The 20,820-nt window shown below is 73.1% G+C and carries 12 protein-coding genes; 8 read left to right on the top strand and 4 right to left on the bottom strand.

What is annotated here, in order from left to right:
- Positions 1 to 397: 397 nt before the first annotated feature.
- The gene (locus tag ACIRSS_RS12360; RefSeq protein ID WP_400893945.1) at positions 398 to 577 is read left to right on the top strand and encodes a hypothetical protein; all 180 of its coding nucleotides are present in this window, start codon (positions 398 to 400) and stop codon (positions 575 to 577) included.
- A 92-nt stretch (positions 578 to 669) separates the two neighbouring features.
- A complete protein-coding gene (locus ACIRSS_RS12355) occupies positions 670 to 3,279 on the top strand; it encodes a CHAT domain-containing protein (protein ID WP_400893944.1) in 2,610 nt (869 codons plus the stop codon).
- Here the strand turns inward: ACIRSS_RS12355 and ACIRSS_RS12350 are convergent.
- Positions 3,271 to 4,245 (bottom strand): aldo/keto reductase, encoded by a 975-nt coding sequence (locus ACIRSS_RS12350; RefSeq protein WP_400893943.1) that lies wholly within the window; start codon positions 4,243 to 4,245, stop codon positions 3,271 to 3,273. The genes ACIRSS_RS12355 and ACIRSS_RS12350 overlap by 9 nt on opposite strands.
- A gap of 3 nt (positions 4,246 to 4,248) precedes the next feature.
- Positions 4,249 to 5,037, bottom strand: a complete 789-nt coding sequence (locus ACIRSS_RS12345; RefSeq protein WP_400893942.1) for an SDR family oxidoreductase — start codon at positions 5,035 to 5,037, stop codon at positions 4,249 to 4,251.
- Positions 5,038 to 5,251: 214 nt separating this feature from the next.
- On the opposite strand from ACIRSS_RS12345, the gene ACIRSS_RS12340 reads away from it, so the two are divergent.
- The 5 genes from ACIRSS_RS12340 to ACIRSS_RS12320 are packed head-to-tail and all read left to right on the top strand — an operon-like array spanning position 5,252 to position 17,139.
- On the top strand, positions 5,252 to 11,146 hold the full coding sequence (locus ACIRSS_RS12340) for an SDR family NAD(P)-dependent oxidoreductase (RefSeq protein ID WP_400893941.1): 5,895 nt from the start codon (positions 5,252 to 5,254) through the stop codon (positions 11,144 to 11,146).
- Positions 11,140 to 14,985: a beta-ketoacyl synthase N-terminal-like domain-containing protein gene (locus ACIRSS_RS12335; protein WP_400893940.1), complete on the top strand. Its 3,846-nt coding sequence runs from the start codon at positions 11,140 to 11,142 to the stop codon at positions 14,983 to 14,985. The genes ACIRSS_RS12340 and ACIRSS_RS12335 overlap by 7 nt, the downstream gene beginning before the upstream one ends.
- Positions 14,982 to 15,272, top strand: a complete 291-nt coding sequence (locus tag ACIRSS_RS12330) for an acyl carrier protein (protein ID WP_400893939.1) — start codon at positions 14,982 to 14,984, stop codon at positions 15,270 to 15,272. Before ACIRSS_RS12335 ends, ACIRSS_RS12330 begins: the two co-directional genes overlap by 4 nt.
- The gene (locus ACIRSS_RS12325; protein ID WP_400893938.1) at positions 15,260 to 16,036 is read left to right on the top strand and encodes an alpha/beta fold hydrolase; all 777 of its coding nucleotides are present in this window, start codon (positions 15,260 to 15,262) and stop codon (positions 16,034 to 16,036) included. The genes ACIRSS_RS12330 and ACIRSS_RS12325 overlap by 13 nt, the downstream gene beginning before the upstream one ends.
- Entirely contained in the window at positions 16,012 to 17,139 is a 1,128-nt protein-coding gene (locus ACIRSS_RS12320) for a glycosyltransferase (protein ID WP_400893937.1), read from the top strand. Before ACIRSS_RS12325 ends, ACIRSS_RS12320 begins: the two co-directional genes overlap by 25 nt.
- On the opposite strand, the gene ACIRSS_RS12315 is transcribed toward ACIRSS_RS12320, so the two are convergent.
- The gene (locus ACIRSS_RS12315) at positions 17,136 to 17,969 is read right to left on the bottom strand and encodes an ABC transporter permease (RefSeq protein ID WP_400893936.1); all 834 of its coding nucleotides are present in this window, start codon (positions 17,967 to 17,969) and stop codon (positions 17,136 to 17,138) included. The two genes, ACIRSS_RS12320 and ACIRSS_RS12315, sit on opposite strands and share 4 nt — an antisense overlap.
- Positions 17,966 to 18,895 (bottom strand): ATP-binding cassette domain-containing protein, encoded by a 930-nt coding sequence (locus ACIRSS_RS12310; protein ID WP_400893935.1) that lies wholly within the window; start codon positions 18,893 to 18,895, stop codon positions 17,966 to 17,968. The genes ACIRSS_RS12315 and ACIRSS_RS12310 overlap by 4 nt, the downstream gene beginning before the upstream one ends.
- 255 nt (positions 18,896 to 19,150) lie before the next feature.
- Here ACIRSS_RS12310 and ACIRSS_RS12305 point away from each other — a divergent pair, with 255 nt between their 5' ends.
- The gene (locus ACIRSS_RS12305; RefSeq protein ID WP_400893934.1) at positions 19,151 to 20,731 is read left to right on the top strand and encodes a DUF6801 domain-containing protein; all 1,581 of its coding nucleotides are present in this window, start codon (positions 19,151 to 19,153) and stop codon (positions 20,729 to 20,731) included.
- The last annotated feature ends 89 nt before the right edge of the window (positions 20,732 to 20,820 follow it).

The raw sequence follows: 20,820 nt of genomic DNA, 5'->3' as shown, positions 1-20,820 counted from the left end.
AGGACTCCCCTGGCCGAGGTGGGCCAGGGGAGTGGGTGACGCACGCCTTCGCGACGGCGCTTCCGACCCGCGGCCGGATCCGGTCAGCCCCTGGCCGAAACCGGTCACCCGGGCGGGCGCGAGATCGCGCTCCGCACTTGGACGACGCCCCACTCCGCCACCCAGCGGGATGCACGTCCCCAATGGACGTCGTTACAGAGTTCACTCGTTAGGACGTTCCAACCCAGACGTTTCGCCTGATCACGGACGTCGGACTGACTTTCCGTAGCGAAAACCCTCCCGATCACTGCTCCGTTGTGCAACTATTGGGCCGTTCGCGGGGAGAGGGCCCCGCGAGGGGGACTCACCGTCACGGCGAGCGTCCCCATGCAGATCCCCAGGGGAGAGGAGATCGACCATGTCGACGCCCACGGACACCAAGCCGGAGGAAACCCCGGAGCCGGTCGAGAAGGCCGGCCCGGTGGTTCCGGAGCCCGACGAGCACGGCTGGGTGCACATCGACCACCCGCCGCTCAAGGACGGCCCGATCATGACGCCGAACTGCGGGTCGCCCTGCTACCAGGTCGTCAAGTCCTGAGCTTCACCAAGCTGTGATCGCCCGCCTGCCGATCTTCGACCGGTAGGCGGGCGTCATTTCGTCACGAGCTGTGCTGTCATAGGGGAGTGCCTGTGACAAACCTGGACCCGCCTGGTGTCATCGACCGGGTCCGCGCCCTTCAGAAGGATGCCGCCGACGCCTCGTGCGTCGGACGTTATCGCGAAGGTGTCAGGTTGCTGCGCCGCGGGATGGGCATGCTGGACTCCATTCACCCGGTGCCCGACGAGTACCGCACCGACTGGCTGGTCACCCGGATCCGGCTGGCCAGCACACTGGCCGCGATGTCGACCGAGATCACCGGAGACGTGCCCGCCGGGCTGGCCGGACTGGACGATGTTCGTCTGCTGGTCAGCACGGTCACCGAGCCGGTGCTGCGGGCCGAGCTCGACGGCTCGCTCAACCACAACTACGCCGTGAAGCTGATGACTGTCGGGCGCTACGAGGAGAGCATCGAGTACTTCGACCAGTCGATCGCGCACCACGAATACCGCCTGGAGCACGGACCCCACCCGGAAGCGCGGATGGGCGCCTTCGTCCAGACCCTTTCGACCCGCGGGTGGTCCCACACGAAGCTCGGCAACGTCGCCTTGGCCCGGGCGGACCTGACCCGGTCCATCGAGCTCGCCGAAAAGTACGAGCTGGGTGCCGTCGCCGCGGATGTGCGGCGCACCCTCGGTGGGCTGGCGCACCGGACCGGCGACGTTCCGGAGGCGTTGCGGCTGTATGAGGAGAGCGAGCGCACCTACCGCGCTTTGGACCGGGAAGTTCCGGCGCTGCTCCGGCTCGAGCAGGCGGAGGCGCTCCTGGCAGCGGGGTTGGCCGAGGAAGCCGCGGGTCACCTCGACGAAGTGCTCGAGCTCATGCGGAACGATCAGGTGATCACTCGCGAGCTGGCGTTCGCGGAACTCCACCGGGCTTCTGCCGCGCTGCTGAACGACGACATCGAGCTCGCCCGGCAGATGGCATCATCCGCACGCCGCGGTATGCAGCGCGCGGGCTGCCGCACGTGCACGGCCAACGCGACGATCGTCGGCCTGCACGCGGACACCCGGGAAGCGCTGCGTGCGGATCGCGTTCCCGCCGCGTTGCCGACTCGGGCGATCAACACGGCGGCGAAGATGCCGACCCCGCAGCTGGCCGACCAAGCCGCCACCGCGCGGATGCTCGCCGTCCGCCTCGACATCCGGCGTGGCAACCTCAAACGCGCCGTCGAGACCCTCGACAAGGTCCCCCGCCCCGGGCAGCTCACCCCCATCGACTACCGGATGCTGCGCCGCCTCTGCCGGGCCGAGCTCGCCGTCGCTCAGGGGAACCGGGCCAAAGCCCTCACCGAAATCCGCTCGGGCCTCACCGAGCTCGACGCCGTTCGCGACCGGATGGGCGGGCTCGACCTCGTCTCCGGGACCGCCCTCCACGGCCAAGAGCTCGCCGACCTCGCCGTCAAGCTCGTGCTCGAACGCAACGATGCCCGGCGCCTCTTCGTCTGGCTCGAACGCACTCGCGCGCAGACCTACCGGTACGAACCGCTGTCCGCCGGGACCGATCCCGAGCTCGCCGCGCGCGTCGCCGAAGTTCGGGGCCTCGGGCAGGCCATCCAGGAGGCCCAGCACGACGGGCACCCCATCGCCGGGCTGCGGGCGAAGTACAACGAACGCCTGCGGGAGGCCCAGCGGCTCGGCTGGCACACCGGCCGGTGGGGACGGCCGCGGCCGGTGGCCGGGCTCGACGAGGTCTCCGACCGGCTCGGCGACCGGGCCATGGTCAGCTTCGCCGCTTCCGGGGACGAGCTCGTCGCCGTCGTCGTGGCCGGGGGCGAGTGCCGGCTCGTGCGGCTCGGGTCCGCCGGCGCCGCCGCCGAGTCCGGGCGCGTGCTCAACGTCGACCTCGACGCCCTCGCGCCCGACAACCTGCCCGAACGGCTCGCCGAGGTCGTCATGGCGTCGGCGCGCAAGCAGGCCGACAAGCTCGACACCCAGCTCATCCAGCCCCTGGCCGAGACGATCGGCGACCGCGATCTCGTCATCGTCCCGACCGGCCCGCTCTACGCCGTGCCGTGGGGCGTCCTGCCGGGGCTGCGGGGGCGGCCCACCGTCGTCGCGCCGTCGGCGACCGCCTGGCTCGCCGCCGAGCTGACGAAGTCGCCGCGCGCCCGCAAGATCGTGCTCGTGCGCGGGCCCGGCCTGGCCGGCGCGCGCGGTGAGCTGGAGAAGCTGACCACGCACTACCGCACCGCGACGACCATGACCGGCGCCAAGGCCACCGTGAAGTCCGTGCTGCGCGCGATGGACGGCGCCAAGCTCGCCCACTTCGCCGCGCACGGCGCGCACGAGCCGGAGAACGCGCTGTTCTCCCGCCTCGAACTCGCCGACGGTGCGCTCTTCGGGCACGAGATGGCCGGGCTGCGGCAGCCGCCGCGTCAGGTCGTCTTCGCCGCGTGCGAGCTCGCGCTCAACCGGATCCGGCCCGGCGACGAGGCCCTCGGCTTCGCCAGCGCCCTGCTCGCCAGTGGCTCCCGCACGGTCATCGCGCCGCTGTCGCGCGTCGGCGACCTCGCGTCGGCGGCCGCGATGGACGACTACTACCGCGCGCTGGCCGTCCGCGACAGCCCCGCGCTGGCGCTGGCCGACGCGATCGCCGTCGACCCGTTCCGCCGCCCCTTCGTCTGCCTCGGCTCAGGCTGAAGACGCTGAGAAGGCCGGAGGCGACCACACCAGCCGCGGGTCGGTCTGCACGAAGCTGCCGAGCAGGTGGTCGACACGGGTCAGGACGTCGAGGTCCAGCCGGACGCCGGCGGCCTTCGCGTTCTCGGTGACCTGCTCCGGCGTGCTCGCGCCCACGACCGCGGACGCGACCGTCTCGTGCTGCAGCGTCCACGCCAGCGCGAGCTGCGCCATCGTCAGCCCCACGTCGTCCGCGACGCCGCGCAGCAGCTCGACGCGCCCCAGCAGCTCCGGCATCAGCAGCGGCCGCGCGTGCGCCGGACCGGCCCCGCGCGAACCCGCCGGGACGCGCCCGTCGCGGTACTTGCCGGTCAGCACGCCCTGCGCCAGCGGCACCGACGCGAACTGCCCGACGCCGATCCGCTCGCCCACCGGCATCACCTGCGCCTCGGGCACCCGCCACAGCATCGAGTAGTGCGGCTGGTTGCTGATCAGCGGGACGTCGTAGCGCGCGGCCGCCTCGTGCGCCTGCAGCAGCTGCTCGGCCGTCCACTCCGCCGTGCCGACGTACCGGACCTTCCCTTGCCGCACGACGTCCGAGAGCGCGAGGAACGTCTCCGCGACCGGGGTCCGGTAGTCGAAGCGCAGCAGCTGGTAGACGTCGACGTGGTCGGTGCGCAGCCGCCGCAGCGAGCCCTCCAGCGACGCGAGCACGTGCTTGCGGCTCAGCCCGGCGTCGTTCGGGCCGGGACCCTCGGGCCAGAACACGCCGGTGCACAGCACGAGGTCGTCGCGGCGCATCCCCGAGAAGGCCCGCCCGAACGCGGTTTCCGCCGCGCCGCCGTCCCAGGCCGCCGCGGTGTGGAACGTCGTGACGCCGGCGTCCAGCGCCGCGGCGACGCAGCCGGGGGCGTCGTGCGTCAGCCAGTTGCCGTAGGCGATCTCGCTCACGGCGAGCCCGCTCGCGCCGATCCTGCGGTACTCCACTCCTCAGCCTCCCTGGACGGCCATCTCGTCGATCCACGCGTCGACCGCGCCGGCCTTGCGCAGGAACGCTTCCCGCACCGAAGCGTGCGGCAGGATCAGGAACTCCTCCGCGCCGAGCCCGGCCACGACCGCCTCGGCGACGTCTTCGGGTTCGAGCAGCGGTGCCGCCGCGGCGATCGCCAGCGCGGCCGGGTGACCGGCGGCGATGCCGGGTTCGAGCAGTGCCGTGCGGACGCCCAGCGGGCACAGCGCGCTGACCCGCACCCCGCGCGGCCGGTAGGTGATCGCCAGCCACTCCGCGAGGCCGACGGCCGCGTGCTTGGTGACCGAGTACGGCGCGTCGCCGGGCGTGCCGAGCAGCCCGGCGCCGGACGCCGTGATCAGCAGGTAGCCCTCGCCGCGGGCGAGCATCGCGGGCAGCACGACCTGCGCGGCGTGGACGTGCTGCATGACGTTGATCTCCCACGACCTCGCCCACTGCTCGTCCGCCGCGTGGACGCCGGTGCCGAACGCCGCGCCCGCGTTGGCGCAGAACAGGTCCACCTCGCCGAACTCGGCGCGGGCCGCCGCGACCAGCGTCTTCAGGTCCTTTTTGGACGTCGCGTCGGCGGTCACGGCGATCGCGCGCCCGCCCAGGTCGGTGATCTCGTCGGCCACCCGGCCGGCGCCGGCGGCGTCGACGTCGGACACGACGACCCCCGCCGCGCCTTCCGCGGCGAAGCGGCGGGCCATCGCCGCCCCGATCCCGTGGGCCGCGCCGGTCAGCACGACCACCCGTCCGGTCAGTTCCACGTGGGCTCCCGTAATTTTCGAGCCATTGTTACGCAGGTGAGTGAATGGTATTTCTCATTTAGAAGCCGTATGATAAAAGTGCTGGTCAGGGCTATGATCGTGCGGTGTTCCACGGTTTCGCACCCTAGCACGAGTATTGCTTTTTCCGGGCCTGGTGCGTTATTCCTGTGATTGGTCTCGTGAAGATCACCCCACCCGCACAGGAGGTCCGCCGATGGCCGAGCTCGTCCCGCCGTCGCACGCTCGACGGCTGCGGTGCCTCGGCATCGGCGACCCCGGCGCGGTGGCGGCCGTCGCGCGCGGCGGGGGCCTCGGGGTCCTCGACGGCGCCGATCCGGTCGCGCTCCGGCTCGTCGCCGCCCGGGTCCGGGTGCCCTACGGCGTGCGCACGGACGGCCCGCTTCCCGAGGGAGCGGCCTTCGCCGTCCGCACGACGGCGCCGTGGACCGGCGCGCTCGCCGAGGTGTCCGATGTGGCCACGGCCGCGGAGGCCGTCGCAGGGGGTGCACTGGGCCTGCTCGCCCGGGGCGGCGAACTGAGTGAGTTCGTTCTGCTGCAACAGCTTCTCAGTACATTCGACGTCCCGGTGTGGGGCCGGGCGGCCGGGCCGCGGACGGCGGTGGGAGCGCTCGCCGGGGGCGCCGCCGGGGTGCTGCTGGAGTCCACAGTGGAAGCGGACGTTCGCCGGGTCGTCGGCGCCTCGCTCCCGGTGGTGACGCCGTCGGATCGGCTGTGCCGGACGCTGGGCAGCGCGCTGCCGGTCGTCCAGGGGCCGATGACGCGGGTGAGCGACCAGCCCGGGTTCGCGGTCGCGGTCGCCGACGCGGGCGGGTTCCCGTTCGTCGCGGTCGCCACGGCGAACGGCGCGCGCACCACCGACCTGCTCACCCGCACCGCCGAGCGCCTCGGCGACCGGCCGTGGGGCGCGGGGATCCTCGGGTTCGTGCCCGACGACCTGCGTGCCGAGCAGCTCGCCGCGATCCGGGCCGTCCGGCCGCGGTGCGTGCTGATCGCGGGCGGCAAACCCGGGCAGGTCAAGGCCCTGGAAGCCGACGGGATCGCGACGTTCGTGCACGTGCCGTCGCCGATCCTGCTCGGCCAGTACCTCGAGGCCGGGGTCCGCCGGTTCGTCTTCGAGGGCGCCGAATGCGGCGGGCACGTCGGGCCGCGGTCGAGTTTCGAGCTGTGGGAAGAACAACTGGCCGTGCTCGGTGCGGCGAAGGACGTCGAGGTGCTCTTCGCCGGCGGGATCCACGACGCCCGGTCCGCGGCGATGGTCACCGCGATGGCGGCCCCGCTCGACGCGGTCGGCGTCCTGATGGGCACCGCCTACCTGTTCACCGAAGAGGCTGTGGCGCACGGCGCGATCACCGGGCTGTTCCAGGAACGGGCGCTCGCCGCCGACGCGACGGTCACCCTCGAAACCGCGCCGGGCCACCGCACGCGCTGCCTGCCCAGCCCGTACACGGCGGAGTTCGAGCAGGTCAAAGCCGGTTTGCGGGATGTGCCCGCGCAGGAAGCGTGGCAGCGGCTGGAGGAGCTGAACACCGGACGGCTGCGCGTCGCGAGCAAGGGCGTCCGCCGGGACGGTTCGCCGCTCGGCGAAGGGACCCAGCTCGCCGAGGGGATGTTCATGGCCGGCCAGGTCGCTGTGCTGCGCGACCGCCGGACGACGATCGCCGAGCTGCACCGGGAAGTCACGTCGGGGAAAACCTTTGCCCGGCGGGAAGAACCGGAGCCGCGGGACAGCCGGGACATCGCCGTCATCGGGATGGCCTGCACGTTCCCCGGGGCGCCGGACCTGGACGCGTTCTGGTCGAACGTCCTGCGCGGCGAGGACGCCGTCACCGAGGTGCCGCCGGAGCGGTGGGACCCGTCTGTCTACTTCGGACAGTCGACGTCGAAGTGGGGCGGGTTCCTGCCGCCGGTGGCCGTCGACCCCCTGGACTACGGCATCCCGCCGTCGGCGATGGGCAGCATCGACCCGGCCCAGCTGGTGTCGCTGGAGACCGCGCGGCGGGCGCTGGCCGACGCGGGGTACGGCGAGCGCGAGTTCGACCGCGAGCGCACGAGCGTCGTGTTCGGCGCGGAGGCGGGCGGCGACCTCGCGAACGCGGGCACGCTGCGTTCGCTGCTGGCCGGCTACCTCGACGAGGTGCCGCCCGAGCTGCTCGCCCAGCTGCCCGAGCCGACCGAGGACACGTTCCCCGGCACGCTCGCCAACGTCATCTCGGGCCGGATCGCCAACCGGCTCGACCTCGGCGGCGCGAACTACACGGTGGACGCGGCGTGCGGGTCGTCGCTGGCCGCGCTCGACCTCGCGGCGAAGGAGCTGCGCGCGGGGACGAGCTCGCTGGTGCTGTGCGGCGCCGTCGACCTGCACAACGGCATCCACGACTACTTGATGTTCACGTCGGCGGGCGCGCTTTCGCCGACGGGCCGCTGCCGCCCGTTCGACGCGGCGGCCGACGGCATCGCGCTCGGCGAGGGGGTGGCGTGCCTGGTGCTGAAGCGCCGGTCCGACGCCGAACGCGACGGCGACCGGATCTACGCGGTGGTCAAGGGCGTGGGCGCGGCGAGCGACGGCAAGGCTTTGGGGTTGACCGCCCCGCGACCGGAGGGTCAGCACCGGGCGTTGGAACGGGCTTACCGCGACGCGGGAGTGTCCCCTGTGGACGTGGGGCTGGTGGAGGCGCACGGAACGGGCACGGTGGTCGGCGACGCGACCGAGCTGCGCACGTTGACGGGGTTCTTCTCGTCGGCGGGGGCGGCGCCGGGCTCGTGCGTGCTGGGGTCGGTGAAGAGCCAGATCGGCCACACGAAGTGCGCGGCGGGCTTGGCGGGGCTGATCAAGGCGGCCCTGGCGTTGTGGCACGAGGTGGTGCCGCCGACGCTGAACTTGAGCACGCCGAACGCGGCTTGGGACGCGGAGACAAGCCCGTTCACGTTCACGACTTCGGCGCGGCCGTGGGCGGAGCCGGCCCGGCTGGCGGGGGTGAGCGCGTTCGGCTTCGGCGGGACGAACTTCCACGCGGTGCTGGGAGCGGGCCCGGTGGCCCCGGACCGGCGCCACGGCCTGCGGGATTGGGCACCGGAGGCAGAGGCGGCTTTGGATGACCTGCGCCGCGCGGTGGCCGAGCGGCCGCTGCGGGCGGCGGGGCGCGCAGGCGGCGGAGAGGCCGCGCTCGGCAAGGCGGGGGTGGCCGACCCCGGCAAGGTTGGTGCGAGTGTGGCCGAGCCCAGCAAGGCCGGTGCGGGCGTGGGCAGCGCCGGCCCGGGTGATGCGCGCGCGGATGGGGCGGGCGTGGCCGACCCCGGCAAGGTCGCCTTTCTCTTCCCCGGCCAGGGGAGCCAGCGCCCCGGGATGCTCGCCGAGCTCTTCGTGCACTTCCCCGAGCTTGCCGACCTCCTCCGCCTCGCCCCCGATGTCGCCGCGAAAGCGTTTCCACCGCACGCCTTCCACTCCACCGAAGCCCAAGAACGAGCCCTCACCGACACCCGCGTGGCTCAACCCGCGCTCGGGCTCGTCGAAACCGCCGTGGCCCAGCTCCTCGAGGAAACCGGTGTCCGGCCGGACTTCCTCGCCGGGCACAGCTACGGCGAACTCGTCGCGCTCTCGGTCGGCGGGGCCTTCGACACCGAGACCCTCCTGCGCGTCAGCCACGCCCGCGCGCACGCCATCGCCGACGTCGCCGAGCCCGGGACCATGGCCGCCGTCAAGGCGCCGCGGGATCGGCTCACCCCCACCCTGATCGGCCCGGACGTCGTCGTCGCCAACCACAACGCTCCGGAACAAGTCGTCCTTTCCGGACCGGTCGCCGCCGTCGAACGGGCGATCCGGCGGCTGCGCGAGATCGGCGTCAGCGCCCAGCGGATCCCCGTCGCCTGCGCCTTCCACAGCCCGCTGGTCGCCAAAGCCGGCGACCTCTTCGCCTACGAGCTCACCCGGGAACCGATCCGCGAGCCGCGGCTGCCGGTGTGGTCGAACCGCACCGCGAAACCGTACGAAGGCGACGTCAAAAGCGAACTCGCCGCGCAGATCGGCGCTCCCGTGCGGTTCCTCGACCAGATCGAAGCCATGTACGACGCCGGCGCGCGCACGTTCGTCGAGGTCGGGCCGGGCCGGGTGCTCACCCGGCTGGTCGGGGAGATCCTCGGCGACCGCCCGCACACCGTCGTCGCGTGCGGCCCCGACCTCCCGGCTTTCCTGACCGCGCTGCGAAAACTCGCCGACGCCGGTGTCGACGTCCGCACCGAGCGGCTGACCAGGGTGAAGCGCCCGACGCCGGCCCCGACCGCCTGGGCCGTCGACGGGCGGTCCGCCCGCGCCCCCGGCGCCGAGACGCCCGCCCTGCCCCCGGCCCGACGAATCCGGAGTTCCGCCATGACCCAGCCCGCTTCCGGCCACGACCAGGCCGTCGTCGACTTCCTGCGCACCACCCGCGAGCTCGTCGCCGCCCAGCGGGAGGTCATGCTCGGCTACCTCGGCAGCGCGCCCGCGCCCGTCGTCGTTCCCGAACCTGTGCGAGTCCCGGAACCCGAGCCGGAACGACAGCCCGAACCAGAACCCGAAGCCGACGTCCTCACCACCGTGATCGGCGTGATCAGCGAACGCACCGGCTACCCGGCCGAGATGATCGCCGGCGACCTCGACCTCGAAGCCGACCTCTCCATCGACTCCATCAAGCGCACCGAGATCGCCGGGACGCTGCTGGGCCGCCTCGGCCTGCCCGCCGACGACCGCACCGACCAGCTCAGCCGCGACCGCACCGCGAACGCCTTGACCGCGCACCTCGAGAGCTGGCTGAACCCCACGCCGGCCGCGGCCGCGCCCACGCGGTACCGGCTGGAACGGGTGCCCGTCCCGCTCGACCCCGATCCCGAACGGCTGCGCGGCAAGTCCGTCGCGATCATCGGCGACGACGAATCCGTGCGCGCCGCGTTCATCGGAGCCGGCGCCGAGATCGTCACCGGGGACGCCGACATCACCGTCATCCTGGCCACGGACGCCCCGGAAGTGTTCACCCACCTCAAAAACGCCAAGGGCACCGTGCTCGTCGCGGCCAAGCCGGGAACGCCGGGCCTCCGCGGCCTGGTCCGCTCGGCCGCGCTGGAACGCGACGGCGTGACGCGGCTCGTCGAAGCCGACCAAGACCTGGCGAAAGTGCTCGTCGACGAGGCTCTCAGCGACGGCCCCTCGGTCGTCGGCCACGACGAGACCGGCCGCTTCACGATCGAGCCGCGCCCGGCGGACCTCCCGTCGATCGCCTACTCCGGCGCCGGACCGGGCGGCGGCGAACTCGCCGCGCTGGGCCTCGGCCCGGACTCCGTGGTGCTGCTGGTCGGCGGGGCCCGCGGGATCACCGCCCGCGCGGCGATCGCGTTCGCCGCCTCCGGCTGCCGGCTCGAACTCGCCGGGCGGACCCCGTGGCCGGGCGAACCGGACGACCTGCCGGCCGACCCGACGGCGATGCGCGCGGTGCTGGCCGGCCGCGGTGGCTCGGTGGCCGAGATCGAACGCCGGGTGCGGACCGTGCTGGCCCAGCGCGAGATCGGCCGCACGCTCGACGAAATCCGCGCCGCGGGTGGGACCGCGGGCTACACCTCGCTCGACGTCCGCGACCCGGACGCCGTGCGGCGCCTGGTCAAGGACCTGCCCAGCCGGCTCGACGGGGTCGTCTTCGCCGCCGGCGTCCTCGACGACAAGCTCATGGCGGACAAGGACGAGACGTCGTTCCGGACCGTGTACGAGACCAAAGTGGACGGTGCGCGGATCCTGCTCGACGCGCTCGACGCCGAACCCGGGTTCGTCACGTTCTTCGGCAGCATCGCCGCGGTGCTCGGCAACCGCGGCCAGACCGACTACGCCGCCGCGAACGACGCCCTGGAGGCACTCGCGAAGGACTGGCCCGGCCGGGCCGTGACCGTCCACTGGGGACCGTGGGCGCCCGCGGCCGACCACAGCGGCATGGTCTCCCCGGAGCTGGCGCGCGAGTACGAGCGCCGGGACATCAGCCTGCTCGACGCGGACGCGGGCACCGCCGCCCTGCTGCGCGAACTCGCCTACGGCACCGACCGCGCGGTGCTCTACACGGCGTCGCTGTGGTGAGCCAGGAACCGGTCGCCATCGTCGGCATGGGGGTATTCCTGCCTGGCGCGTCCACAGTGGACCAGTACTGGCGCAACCTCGTCGGCGGCGTCGACGCCGTCACCGACATCCCGGCGCACCGCCGCGACCCGGCGTTCCACGGCCACGACGGCACCGCGCCGGACCGGACCCACGGCCGCCGCGGCGGTTTCGCCCCCGACACCATCGAGTTCGACCCGGTCGCCCACGGCGTCCCGCCGACGTCGCTGGAAGGCACCGAACCGGACCAGCTGACGGCGCTCGCCGTCGCCGTGCAGGCCGTCGAGGACGCCGGGGGCCTCGGCCGGCTCGGCGACCCCGAACGGATCGGTGTCGTGCTCGGCCGCGGCGGCTACCTGTCGCCCGGGCTGCAGGGCTTCGACCAGCGGGTCCGGACCGTCCGGCAGATCACCCGCACGGTCGGCGAGCTCCTGCCGTCGGCGGGCCCGGACGTCCTCGACCGGTTGCGGACGGCGCTGCTCGAACCGCTCGGGGAGTTCCGGCCGGAGACCGCCGCCGGGCTGGTGCCGAACCTGGCCGCGGCCCGCGTCGCCAACCGGCTCGACCTCGGCGGCCCGGCGTACACCGTGGACGCGGCCTGCGCGTCTTCGCTGGTCGCGGTCGACCAGGCGATCGGCGAGCTGACCCGGCACCGCTGCGACGTCGTCCTGGCCGGCGGCGCGCACCAGACGCACGACGACACGCTCTGGTCGCTCTTCACCCAGCTCGGCGCGCTGTCGCCGAGCCAGCGGATCAGCCCGCTCTCCCGCGAAGCCGACGGCATGCTCATCGGCGAGGGCACCGCGCTCGTCGTGCTCAAGCGGCTGGCCGACGCGCGGCGCGACGGCGACCGCGTGTACGCCGTCATTCGCGGCAGCGGGACGTCGAGCGACGGGCGCGGCGCCAGCCTGCTCAGCCCGTCCGTCGCCGGGCAGACCCTCGCGCTGCGGCGGGCCTGGGACGGACTCGACCCGGCCCGGATCGGCCTGCTGGAGGCCCACGGCACGGCCACGCCCGCCGGGGACGCCGCCGAGCTGACCACCGTCGCCGACGTCTTCGGCCAGGCCGAGGGGCCGGGGGCACGGTCGGTGATCGGCTCGGTCAAGTCGATGATCGGCCACACCCTGCCGACGGCCGGGGTCGCCGGCCTGGTCAAGGTGGCCCTCGCGCTGCACCACGGGGTGCTGCCGCCGACGCTGCACTGCGCCGACCCGAACCCGCTGCTGGACAAGACCCGGTTCCGCGTGCTCGCCGAGGCCGAGGAGTGGGGTGCGCTGCCGCGGGTGGGCGCGGTCAACGCGTTCGGCTTCGGCGGCGTCAACGCGCACGTCGTGCTGGAGGCGGGTGTTGACGCCGCGCCGAAGCGGCGGGTGCGCGTCGACGAGCCGGAACGCGTGCTGCGGCTGGCCGCGAACACGCCCGAAGAGCTGCTGGAACGCCTCGACCGGCCCGGCGAAGGCGACGGGCCGTGCCGGATCGGGATCGTCGGCCCGGACGAGCGCAAGCTCGCCACGGCCCGCAAGGTGCTCGCCAAGGTGGCGGCCGAGGGCCGGTCGTGGCACGGCGGCGGGGACGTCTGGTGCTCGGTCGACCCGCTGCTGCCGGCCGGGAAGGTCGCGTTCGTCCACCCGGGACTGGAGGACGGCGCCGAACCGCGGATCGACGACGTGGCCAAGCACTTCGGCCTCGACCGTCCACAGTGGTCCACGGCGAGCGTGCTCGACCGCGCGGCGAGCGTGTCGGCGAGCGGGCTGCTGCTCGACCAGGCCCTGCGCCGGCTGGCGATCCGGCCGGACGCGCTCGCCGGGCACAGCGTGGGCGAGTGGACCGCGATGCAGTCCGCCGGGATGTACCGCGCGGGGCCGGACCTGCTGGACCGGTACTGGCCCGACGGGTTCGAGCTGCCCGACGCGGACTACCTGGTGCTGGGCTGCCCGGTCGAGCGCGTGGCCGAGCTGCTGCCGGACGACCTGGTGGTCTCGCACGAAAACGCAGCGAAGCAGACGATCGTGTGCGGGCCGCCGGAGTCCGTCGCGGAGTTCGCCGAGACCTGCCGCGGCGCCGGGATCGTGGCCCGGACGCTGCCGTTCCGCTCCGGCTTCCACACCCCGTTGCTGCGGCCGTACCTCGGGCCGTTCGCCCGGCTCGCCGCCGACCTGGACCTGCGGGAGCCGACGGTGCCGGTGTGGTCGGCGACGACCGCGCGGCCCTACCCGGACGAGCCGGACGCCGTCCGCGAGCTGTACCTCGTGCACCTGATCCGCCCGGTCCGGTTCCGGGCGCTGACCGAGGCGCTGCACGACGCCGGGTTCCGCGCGTTCGTGCAGGTCGGCGCCGGGCAGCTCGGCTCCTACGTCACCGACACGCTCGGCGAGCGGCGGCACCTGGTCGTCGCCGCCGCGTCCGGCACCCGGTCCGGGCTCGCGCAGCTGCGCCGCGTCGCGACCGCGTTGTGGGTCGAAGGCGGCAGCCCGGACTTCCAAGCGCTCGAACCGCGGCGGGTCCGGCTCACCACCGGGAACTCCCTGCTGTCGCTGGGCGAATCGGCCCGTGGCCTGCTCGACGACCGCGCGGTGCCGGAGCTGCCGGCCGGGGTCCCGGACGCGATCGTCGCCGAGTTCACCGCCCTGCTCAGCGAGACCCGGCAGACCGCGGCGGACGTCGTCGCGGCGGCCGCGCGCCGGCGCGTCGAGTCCACTGTGGACGTTTCGCTGGCCGCGATGCCGTACCTGCGCGACCACCGGTTCTTCCGGCAGCGGGACGACTGGCCCGACGAGTCCGACTTCCGGCCGGTCGTGCCGGCGACGACGCTGGTGGCCCTCGCGTGCCGGTCCGTCGAACGCACCTGGCCGGGCACGACGGCGGTCGCGGTGCGGGACGCGGTGTTCTCGCGGTGGCTCATCGCTTCCCCGGCGCAGCGGGTGCCGCTGGCGATGAGCCGCGAGGGCGACCAGGTGACCGTCGAGATCGGACCGTACGCGCTGATGACCGTCGAGCTGGGGACGTACGCGCCGCCGCCGTCGCGGACCGCCGTGCCGGGCCCGGAGACCGCGCCGCCGTTGAGCGCGGCCGAGATCTACGCGCGGCGCGAGATGTTCCACGGACCCTCCTACCAGGGCCTGGCCCGGCTGACCGGGCTCGGCGAGCAGCACATCCGCGGCGAGCTGGTCGTCCCGGAAGCACCCGGCGGTTTGCTCGACAACATCGGCCAGCTGCTCGGCTGCTGGCTGATGGCCACCCGGTCCGACGGCCTGCTCGCCTTCCCGCGGTCGATCGGCCGGCTCACCTGGCACGGGCCGGAACCCGCGCCCGGCACCCGGCTCGAGTGCCTCGTGCGCGTCCGGCTGCCGCGGCCGGACGTCCTGGAGATGGACGCCGAGCTGGTGCGCGACGGGCGCGTGCTGGCGAGCGTCGAGGGCTGGCGGGACGTCCGGTTCCCCTGCGACCGCGCGGCCCACCGCGTCTACGCGTTCCCGGCGGAGAACCTGCTGGGCGAGCGGCGGGCCGACGGCACGGTCACGGTCACCGACCGCTGGCCGACGGTCGCCGCCCGGGACATCTACGCCGGCGTCTACCTCAGCGCCGAGGAACGCGCGGAGTTCGCCGCCGTCCCGCCGCGGCGCGCTCGCGGCTGGCTGCTGGAACGCATCGCCGCCAAGGACGCCGTCCGGGCCCGGCTCGCCGAGCCCGTCTACCCGGCGGAAATCCGCGTCCACGCCGACGGCCGGGTGTCCGGCCGCGGCCGCGCACTCCCGGGCTTCGCCGTCACGGTCGACCTGACCGGGGACACCGCCACCGCACGACTCAGGAGCACGCCATGACCCTCGACCACGCGTCCGCCGTCTTCGACGTCGTCGCCGAGCTGCTGACCCAGCTCACCGGCGACGCCGAGGTGCTCGGCATCGAGATCACGCCGAGCACGACGTTCCACGAGGACCTGCAGCTGGAGAGCATCGACCTGGTGACCTTCGCGAGCATCCTCTCCGAGCACTTCGGCGCGGACGTCAACCTCGCCGAGTACCTGGCGGAGAAGGACCTCGACGACGTCATCGGGCTGACCGTCGGCGACATCGCCCGGTTCGTGGGGGAGCGCACGTGCCCACGATGACCGTGAACGGGCTGCGCACCAACGTCCAGCTCGTGCCCGCCGGCGGCACCGAGACCGTCGTGTTCCTGCACGGCATGGGCACCGACAGCCTGGCGAGCTTCTACCTGACGCTGGCGCCGCCGGTCGCGGCCGCCGGCATCGACGTGATCAGCTACGACCTGCGCGGACACGGCAAGACCGAGCGCCCGGAGCGCGGCTACACGCTCGGGGACTTCGTCGCCGACCTCGACGACCTGCTGCGGCAGCTCGGCGTCGACCGGCCGGTGCACCTGGTGGGCAACAGCTTCGGCGGGACGCTCGCCTACAGCTACGCCGTCGCTTGTCCGGAACGGGTGCGCAGCATCGTGTGCATCGAGTCGGAGCCCGCGACCGAGGTGTGGGCGGGCAAGATGACCGAGATCCTCGCGCACACCGTGCGGTTCCTGCAGGTGGAGGAGAGCTTCGACTGGATCGAGGCGAACTTCAGCGCCCACCACCGGCGGCTCGCGCGGATGGCGGCCGAGCGGATCACGTCGACGAAGATGGCGGAAGAGGTGCCGCTCGGGCCGTTGCTGACGTGGGAGCAGGTGGCCGCGATCGGCTGCCCGGTGCTGTCCATCCTCGGCAGTCACGGCTACCAGGCCGACGACCTCGAAGCCTTGACGTCGTTGCTGCCGAACGGCGAGCTGCACGTGTTCGAGGGGCAGGGGCATTCGGTGCTGGTGGAGCAGCACCGGGAGGTGCGCGAGCTGGTGCTGAAGTGGGTCGAGCGGCACGCGGCGTGAAGTTCCTGCTCGTCGTGCCGCCGCTGGCCGGGCACGTGGCGCCGTTGCGCGGGGTGGCCGCGGCGCTGACTTCGCGGGGCCATCAGGTCGCGTGGTGCGGTCCGTGCCCGGAACTGTCCACTTTGGTCTCCGGGCCGGTGTTCCCGGCGGGGGACTCCGGGCCGTTCTCGCTGGAGCTGCGACCACCTGAGCTGCGCGGGTTCGCCGCGTTGAAGTACCTGTGGGAGTCGTACCTGGTTCCTTTGGCCGACGCGATGGTGCCGGGGGTCTTGTCGGCGGTGTCCGCTTTCGCGCCGGACGTGGTCGTGGTGGACCAGCAGGCGATGGCGGGGGCGCTGGTGGCCGCGCGGTGCGGGCTGCCGTGGGCGACGTCGGCGTCGACGTCGACCGAGCTGGCCGACCCGCTGGGTTCGCTGCCGAAGATCGCGTCCTGGGTGGGCGAGCTGCAGGCCGGGTTGCGCGCCCGGCACGGCGTCCTGCTCGGTGACCTGCGGTTTTCGCCGCACCTGGTGCTGGCGTTCACGACCCGGGCCCTGGCCGGCGAGTCCCGGCTGGCGGTGCCGGCGTCCTACGTCGGCCCGGCGCTGCCCGCGGCTTCGGGCGAATGGTCCCCTGTGGACGATCGGCCGCTGGTCGTGGTGACGCTGGGGACGTCGAACGCGTCGGCGGGTGCGCGGTTCCTGGCCGAGAGCGTGGACGCGTTGGCCGGGATGCCTTCCGTGCGGGGGCTCGTGGTGGACCCGTCCGGTGGGCTGGTCAGTGAGAGCGTGCTGCTGGCCCGCCGGATCCCGCAGGTGGCGGTGTTCGCGCACGCCTCGGTGGTGGTCTGCCACGGCGGGCACAACACGGTGTGCGAGGCGCTGTCGGCCGGAGTGCCGCTGGTGGTCGCCCCGATCCGGGACGACCAGTCGATGCTGGCCCAGCAGGTCACGGCCGCGGGCGCGGGCGTGCGGGTCCGGTTCGACCGCGTGAAGGCGGCGGACCTCCGCACGGCGATCGAGTCGGCGGAGGCTTTCCGGCCCGGCGCGTCCCGCATTCGCGAGTCGTTCGAGGCGGCGGGTGGTGCGGAGGAGGCGGCTTCACGCTTGGAGTCGCTGGGCTAAGCGCGGTTGCGGAAGGTGCGGGCCGCCAAGAAGGAGCCCGCCACCGCGGCCACCGCCGCGATCACCAGCGCCGTCAAAACCGACCAGCCGATGGGGCGGGCCAGCGCCAGCGCCCGGGTCGCGTCGATCGCGTACGTCAGCGGGTTCACCGCCGACACCGCGCGGACCCATGACGGCATCGTGTCCAGCGGCATGTACGCGCTCGAGGAGAACATCAGCGGGAACATCACCACGAACGACGCCGCCTGCAGGGTTTCCGCCTTGCGCAGCCACGTCGTGATCGCGACGAACACCCAGCTCAGGCACCAGCCCACCACCAGCGTCAAGACCAGCGCCAGCCCCAGGCCGAGCACCCCGCCCGCCGGGCGGAACCCCAGGAACACCACGCTCGCCAGCGCCGTCACCACCAGCTGGACGCCGAGCCGTGCCGAATCCGCCAGCGTACGGGCCACCAGTACCGAGAACAGCGAAATCGGCAGGCACCGCAGCCGGCCGGTGAAACCGCCGTAGATCTCGGCCAGCAGGCCCGCGCCCGAGCTCATCGCCGTCGTCATCGCGATGTTGACCAGCGTTGCCGGGACCAGAAAGTTCACGTAACCCTGGTACGCCGCCACGCCCGGCAGCGCCCCGACGCCGCTGAAAACCTGGCTGAACAACAGAAGCAGCACCACCGGCTGCAACAGTCCGAAGAAGACCAGCCGCCGGTCGCCGAACGCCGTGCGCAGCGAACGAGCCGCCAGGACGCGCACCTGCGTCCAGAAGCCGGATTCGGGCCACGCCGCCGGGTCGCCGAGCGCGGCCACGGCGGCGCGGTGCCGGGCCTGGGTCATGACGCGGCCCGGTGCAGCGAAAGGTAGACGTCGTCGAGCGTCGGCTCGGTCACCGTCAGGTCCCGCAGCGGCGCGCCGGCCGCGTCGAGCGCGCGCACCAGCACCGGGATGTCGCCCGGGCCGCTCAGCGGTACCGACAGCACCAGGCCGGTGCGGCCGGCCGCCAGCCCGAGGCGGGAGAGGGCGTCCACCGCGCGCCGCAGCGCGAGTTCGGTGCCGAACGTCAGCGTCGCCGTCCGGTTGCCGAGCCGCGCCTTGAGCTGCGACGGCGTCCCGGACACCGTGATGTGGCCGAGCCCGAGGACGACGACGTGGTCGGCGAGCCGGTCGGCCTCTTCGAGGTACTGGGTGGTCAGCACGACGGTCGTGCCGCGCGCGGCCAGGCCTTCGACGACCGACCACAGCCCGGACCGGCTGACCGGGTCGAGGCCGGTGGTCGGCTCGTCGAGGAACAGCACCTGCGGCGCGCCGACGAGGCCCGCGGCCAGGTCCAGCCGCCGCCGCATCCCGCCGGAATAGGTGCCCGCCGGCCGGTCGGCGGCGTCCTCCAGGCCGAACGACGCGATCAGCTCGGCCGCCCGCGCCTGCGCCTGCCGCGGCTTCGCGCCCAGCAGCCGGGCGACCAGCACGAGGTTCCCGCGCCCGGAAAGGGCGTCGTCGACCGCGGCGAACTGCCCGGTCACGCCGATCCGCCGCCGGACCGCGCGCCCGCGCTGCACGACGTCGTAGCCGCAGACGCGCGCGGTGCCGGCGCTCGGCCGGACGCGCGTGCTGAGGATGTCGATCAACGTCGTCTTCCCGGCGCCGTTGTGGCCCAGGACCGCCAGCACCGCGCCGCGGGCGACGCTGAGGCTGATCCCGGCGAGCGCGGTGACCTCGCCGTAGGTCTTCGCGAGGTCCGTCACGGCGATGACCGGCTGGTTCATGGCCGCTCCTTTCCCTGCCCGCGAAAAGGTATCGGGGAACGGCCGATCCGGGCAAGAAGATCGCCGCCATTCGCCGGGCACGTGACAATTTTCGCGAGCCCGGATAGCACGCAGGTGACAAGGGCTGACCTGCGTGACCCTTCACGGTGGGGGTGCTCCCCTGCGCGTGACAAAGAATTTCGGGGCCGCTTGTTAACCCGGTTTTACGGAGGTACTTTTCGCTGAAATTACCCCCATTCCCCGAGGTGACGATCCGTGAAGTTTTCGTGGAAGTCGAGAAAGCCCGCCTACGGCCTCGCCGTCGCGACCGTCGCGGGCATTGCGGCGACCGTCGCGCTGGTCGGGGCCGGGCCGACCCAGGCCGCGCCGGTGAGCCTGACGCTGAACTACAACTGCCCGTTCCCGTTGATCGGCGACCAGGTGCTGTCGGTGAAGATCGACACGAACCTGCCGGACAACGCGGTCGCGGGCGCCTCGTCGACCCCGATCACCTTCGACGTCGACGTCACCGTGCCGGCGACCGCGACCGACGGCCTGGCGCTGGTCGGCGCCACCTCGCTGGACGGTTCGGCGAAGGCCGCGGCCGTGCTCAAGTACCCGGTCGACAAGACGCTGAACCTGAACCTGCCGCTGACCATCGCCTCGACGCCGGTCCCGCCGTCGGGCGCGTTCCACGTCAAGAGCAGCGGCAAGGCGCCGGCCGTGACGTTCCCCAGCCCCGGCACCGCGTCGGTGACGGTCGGGAACTTCAGCACCACGATGACCCCGCGCAACGCCGCCGGCCAGCCGACCGACCTCGGCACGTTCACCTCGGACTGCGTCGCCGTCCCGGGCCAGAACCAGCAGCTGGGCACGTTCGAGATCAAGCCGGCGGGCGGCACCACGACGCCGACCACCCCGACGACCCCGACGACCCCGACCACGCCCACGACTCCGACGACCGCGCCGACGACCCCGACGACGGAGCCCACGACTCCGACGACGGAACCGACCACGCCGACGACGGAGCCCACGACCCCGACGACGGAACCGACGACTCCCACCACTGAGCCGACGACTCCCACGACGGAACCGACGACTCCGACAACCGAGCCGACGACCCCGACAACCGAGCCCACGACTCCGACGACGGAACCGACGACCCCGACGACCGAGCCGACGACTCCGACCACGGAACCGACCACGCCGACGACGGAGCCGACCACGCCGACGACGCCGACGACGGAACCGACGACTCCGACCACGGAACCGACCACCCCGACGACCGAGCCCACGACCCCGACCACCGAACCCACCACGCCGACGACCCAGCCGACCACGCCGCCGGGCAGCATCGAGGTCAAGTACTCGGTCAAGGGCAAGTCGCAGCTCAAGCAGCTGCACGCCACCCTGCCGCTCGGCCCGGGCACCCTGGACGCCAAGCTCGACGCCGCGTCAGGCAAGTTCGGCGCCCAGCTCGCGCTGCCCAAGTCCGATGTGTACTTCCGGGTGCTCGGCTTCATCCCCGCGTCCGCGACGGTGAAGCTCAGCCAGGTCGGCGCGATCAACGGCACGCTCACCGGCGGTGCGGTCAAGGCGAACGCGCAGGTGGACGTCCAGCTCACCAAGGTCCGCGTGTTCGGCTTCCCGATCCTGTCGTCGAGCTCCTGCCACACGGTGAAGCCGGCCGACGTGCCGCTCGTCTCGGCGGCCGGGTTCGACCCGCTCAAGGGCGGCAAGCTCACCGCGACCTACGGCATCCCGCGGTTCACCGGCTGCGGCTTCCTGACCGGCCTGATCACCGGCCTCACGTCCGGCCCGGGCAACAAGCTGGAAGTGGACCTGACCAAGAAGTGAAGTTGTGACGCGGCGCGGAAAAACCGCGCCGCGCACCACTGAGCGGCATGACAAGAACTGCGGATTCCTTGTGTGACAACAGGAATCGT

It is taken from the genome of Amycolatopsis sp. NPDC101161, assembly GCF_044768185.1.
Lineage (GTDB): Bacteria > Actinomycetota > Actinomycetes > Mycobacteriales > Pseudonocardiaceae > Amycolatopsis.
Note: the sequence above shows the minus strand (reverse complement) of the source record. Positions and strands in the feature narration are given on the sequence as shown.

Excerpts from the sequence above, each read along its gene's own strand:
- ACIRSS_RS12360 (WP_400893945.1), top strand. The coding sequence starts at position 398 with ATGTCGACGCCCACGGACACCAAGCCGGAGGAAACCCCGGAGCCGGTC.
- ACIRSS_RS12340 (WP_400893941.1), top strand. The coding sequence starts at position 5,252 with ATGGCCGAGCTCGTCCCGCCGTCGCACGCTCGACGGCTGCGGTGCCTC.
- ACIRSS_RS12330 (WP_400893939.1), top strand. The coding sequence starts at position 14,982 with ATGACCCTCGACCACGCGTCCGCCGTCTTCGACGTCGTCGCCGAGCTG.
- ACIRSS_RS12315 (WP_400893936.1), bottom strand. The coding sequence starts at position 17,969 with ATGACCCAGGCCCGGCACCGCGCCGCCGTGGCCGCGCTCGGCGACCCG.
- ACIRSS_RS12310 (WP_400893935.1), bottom strand. The coding sequence starts at position 18,895 with ATGAACCAGCCGGTCATCGCCGTGACGGACCTCGCGAAGACCTACGGC.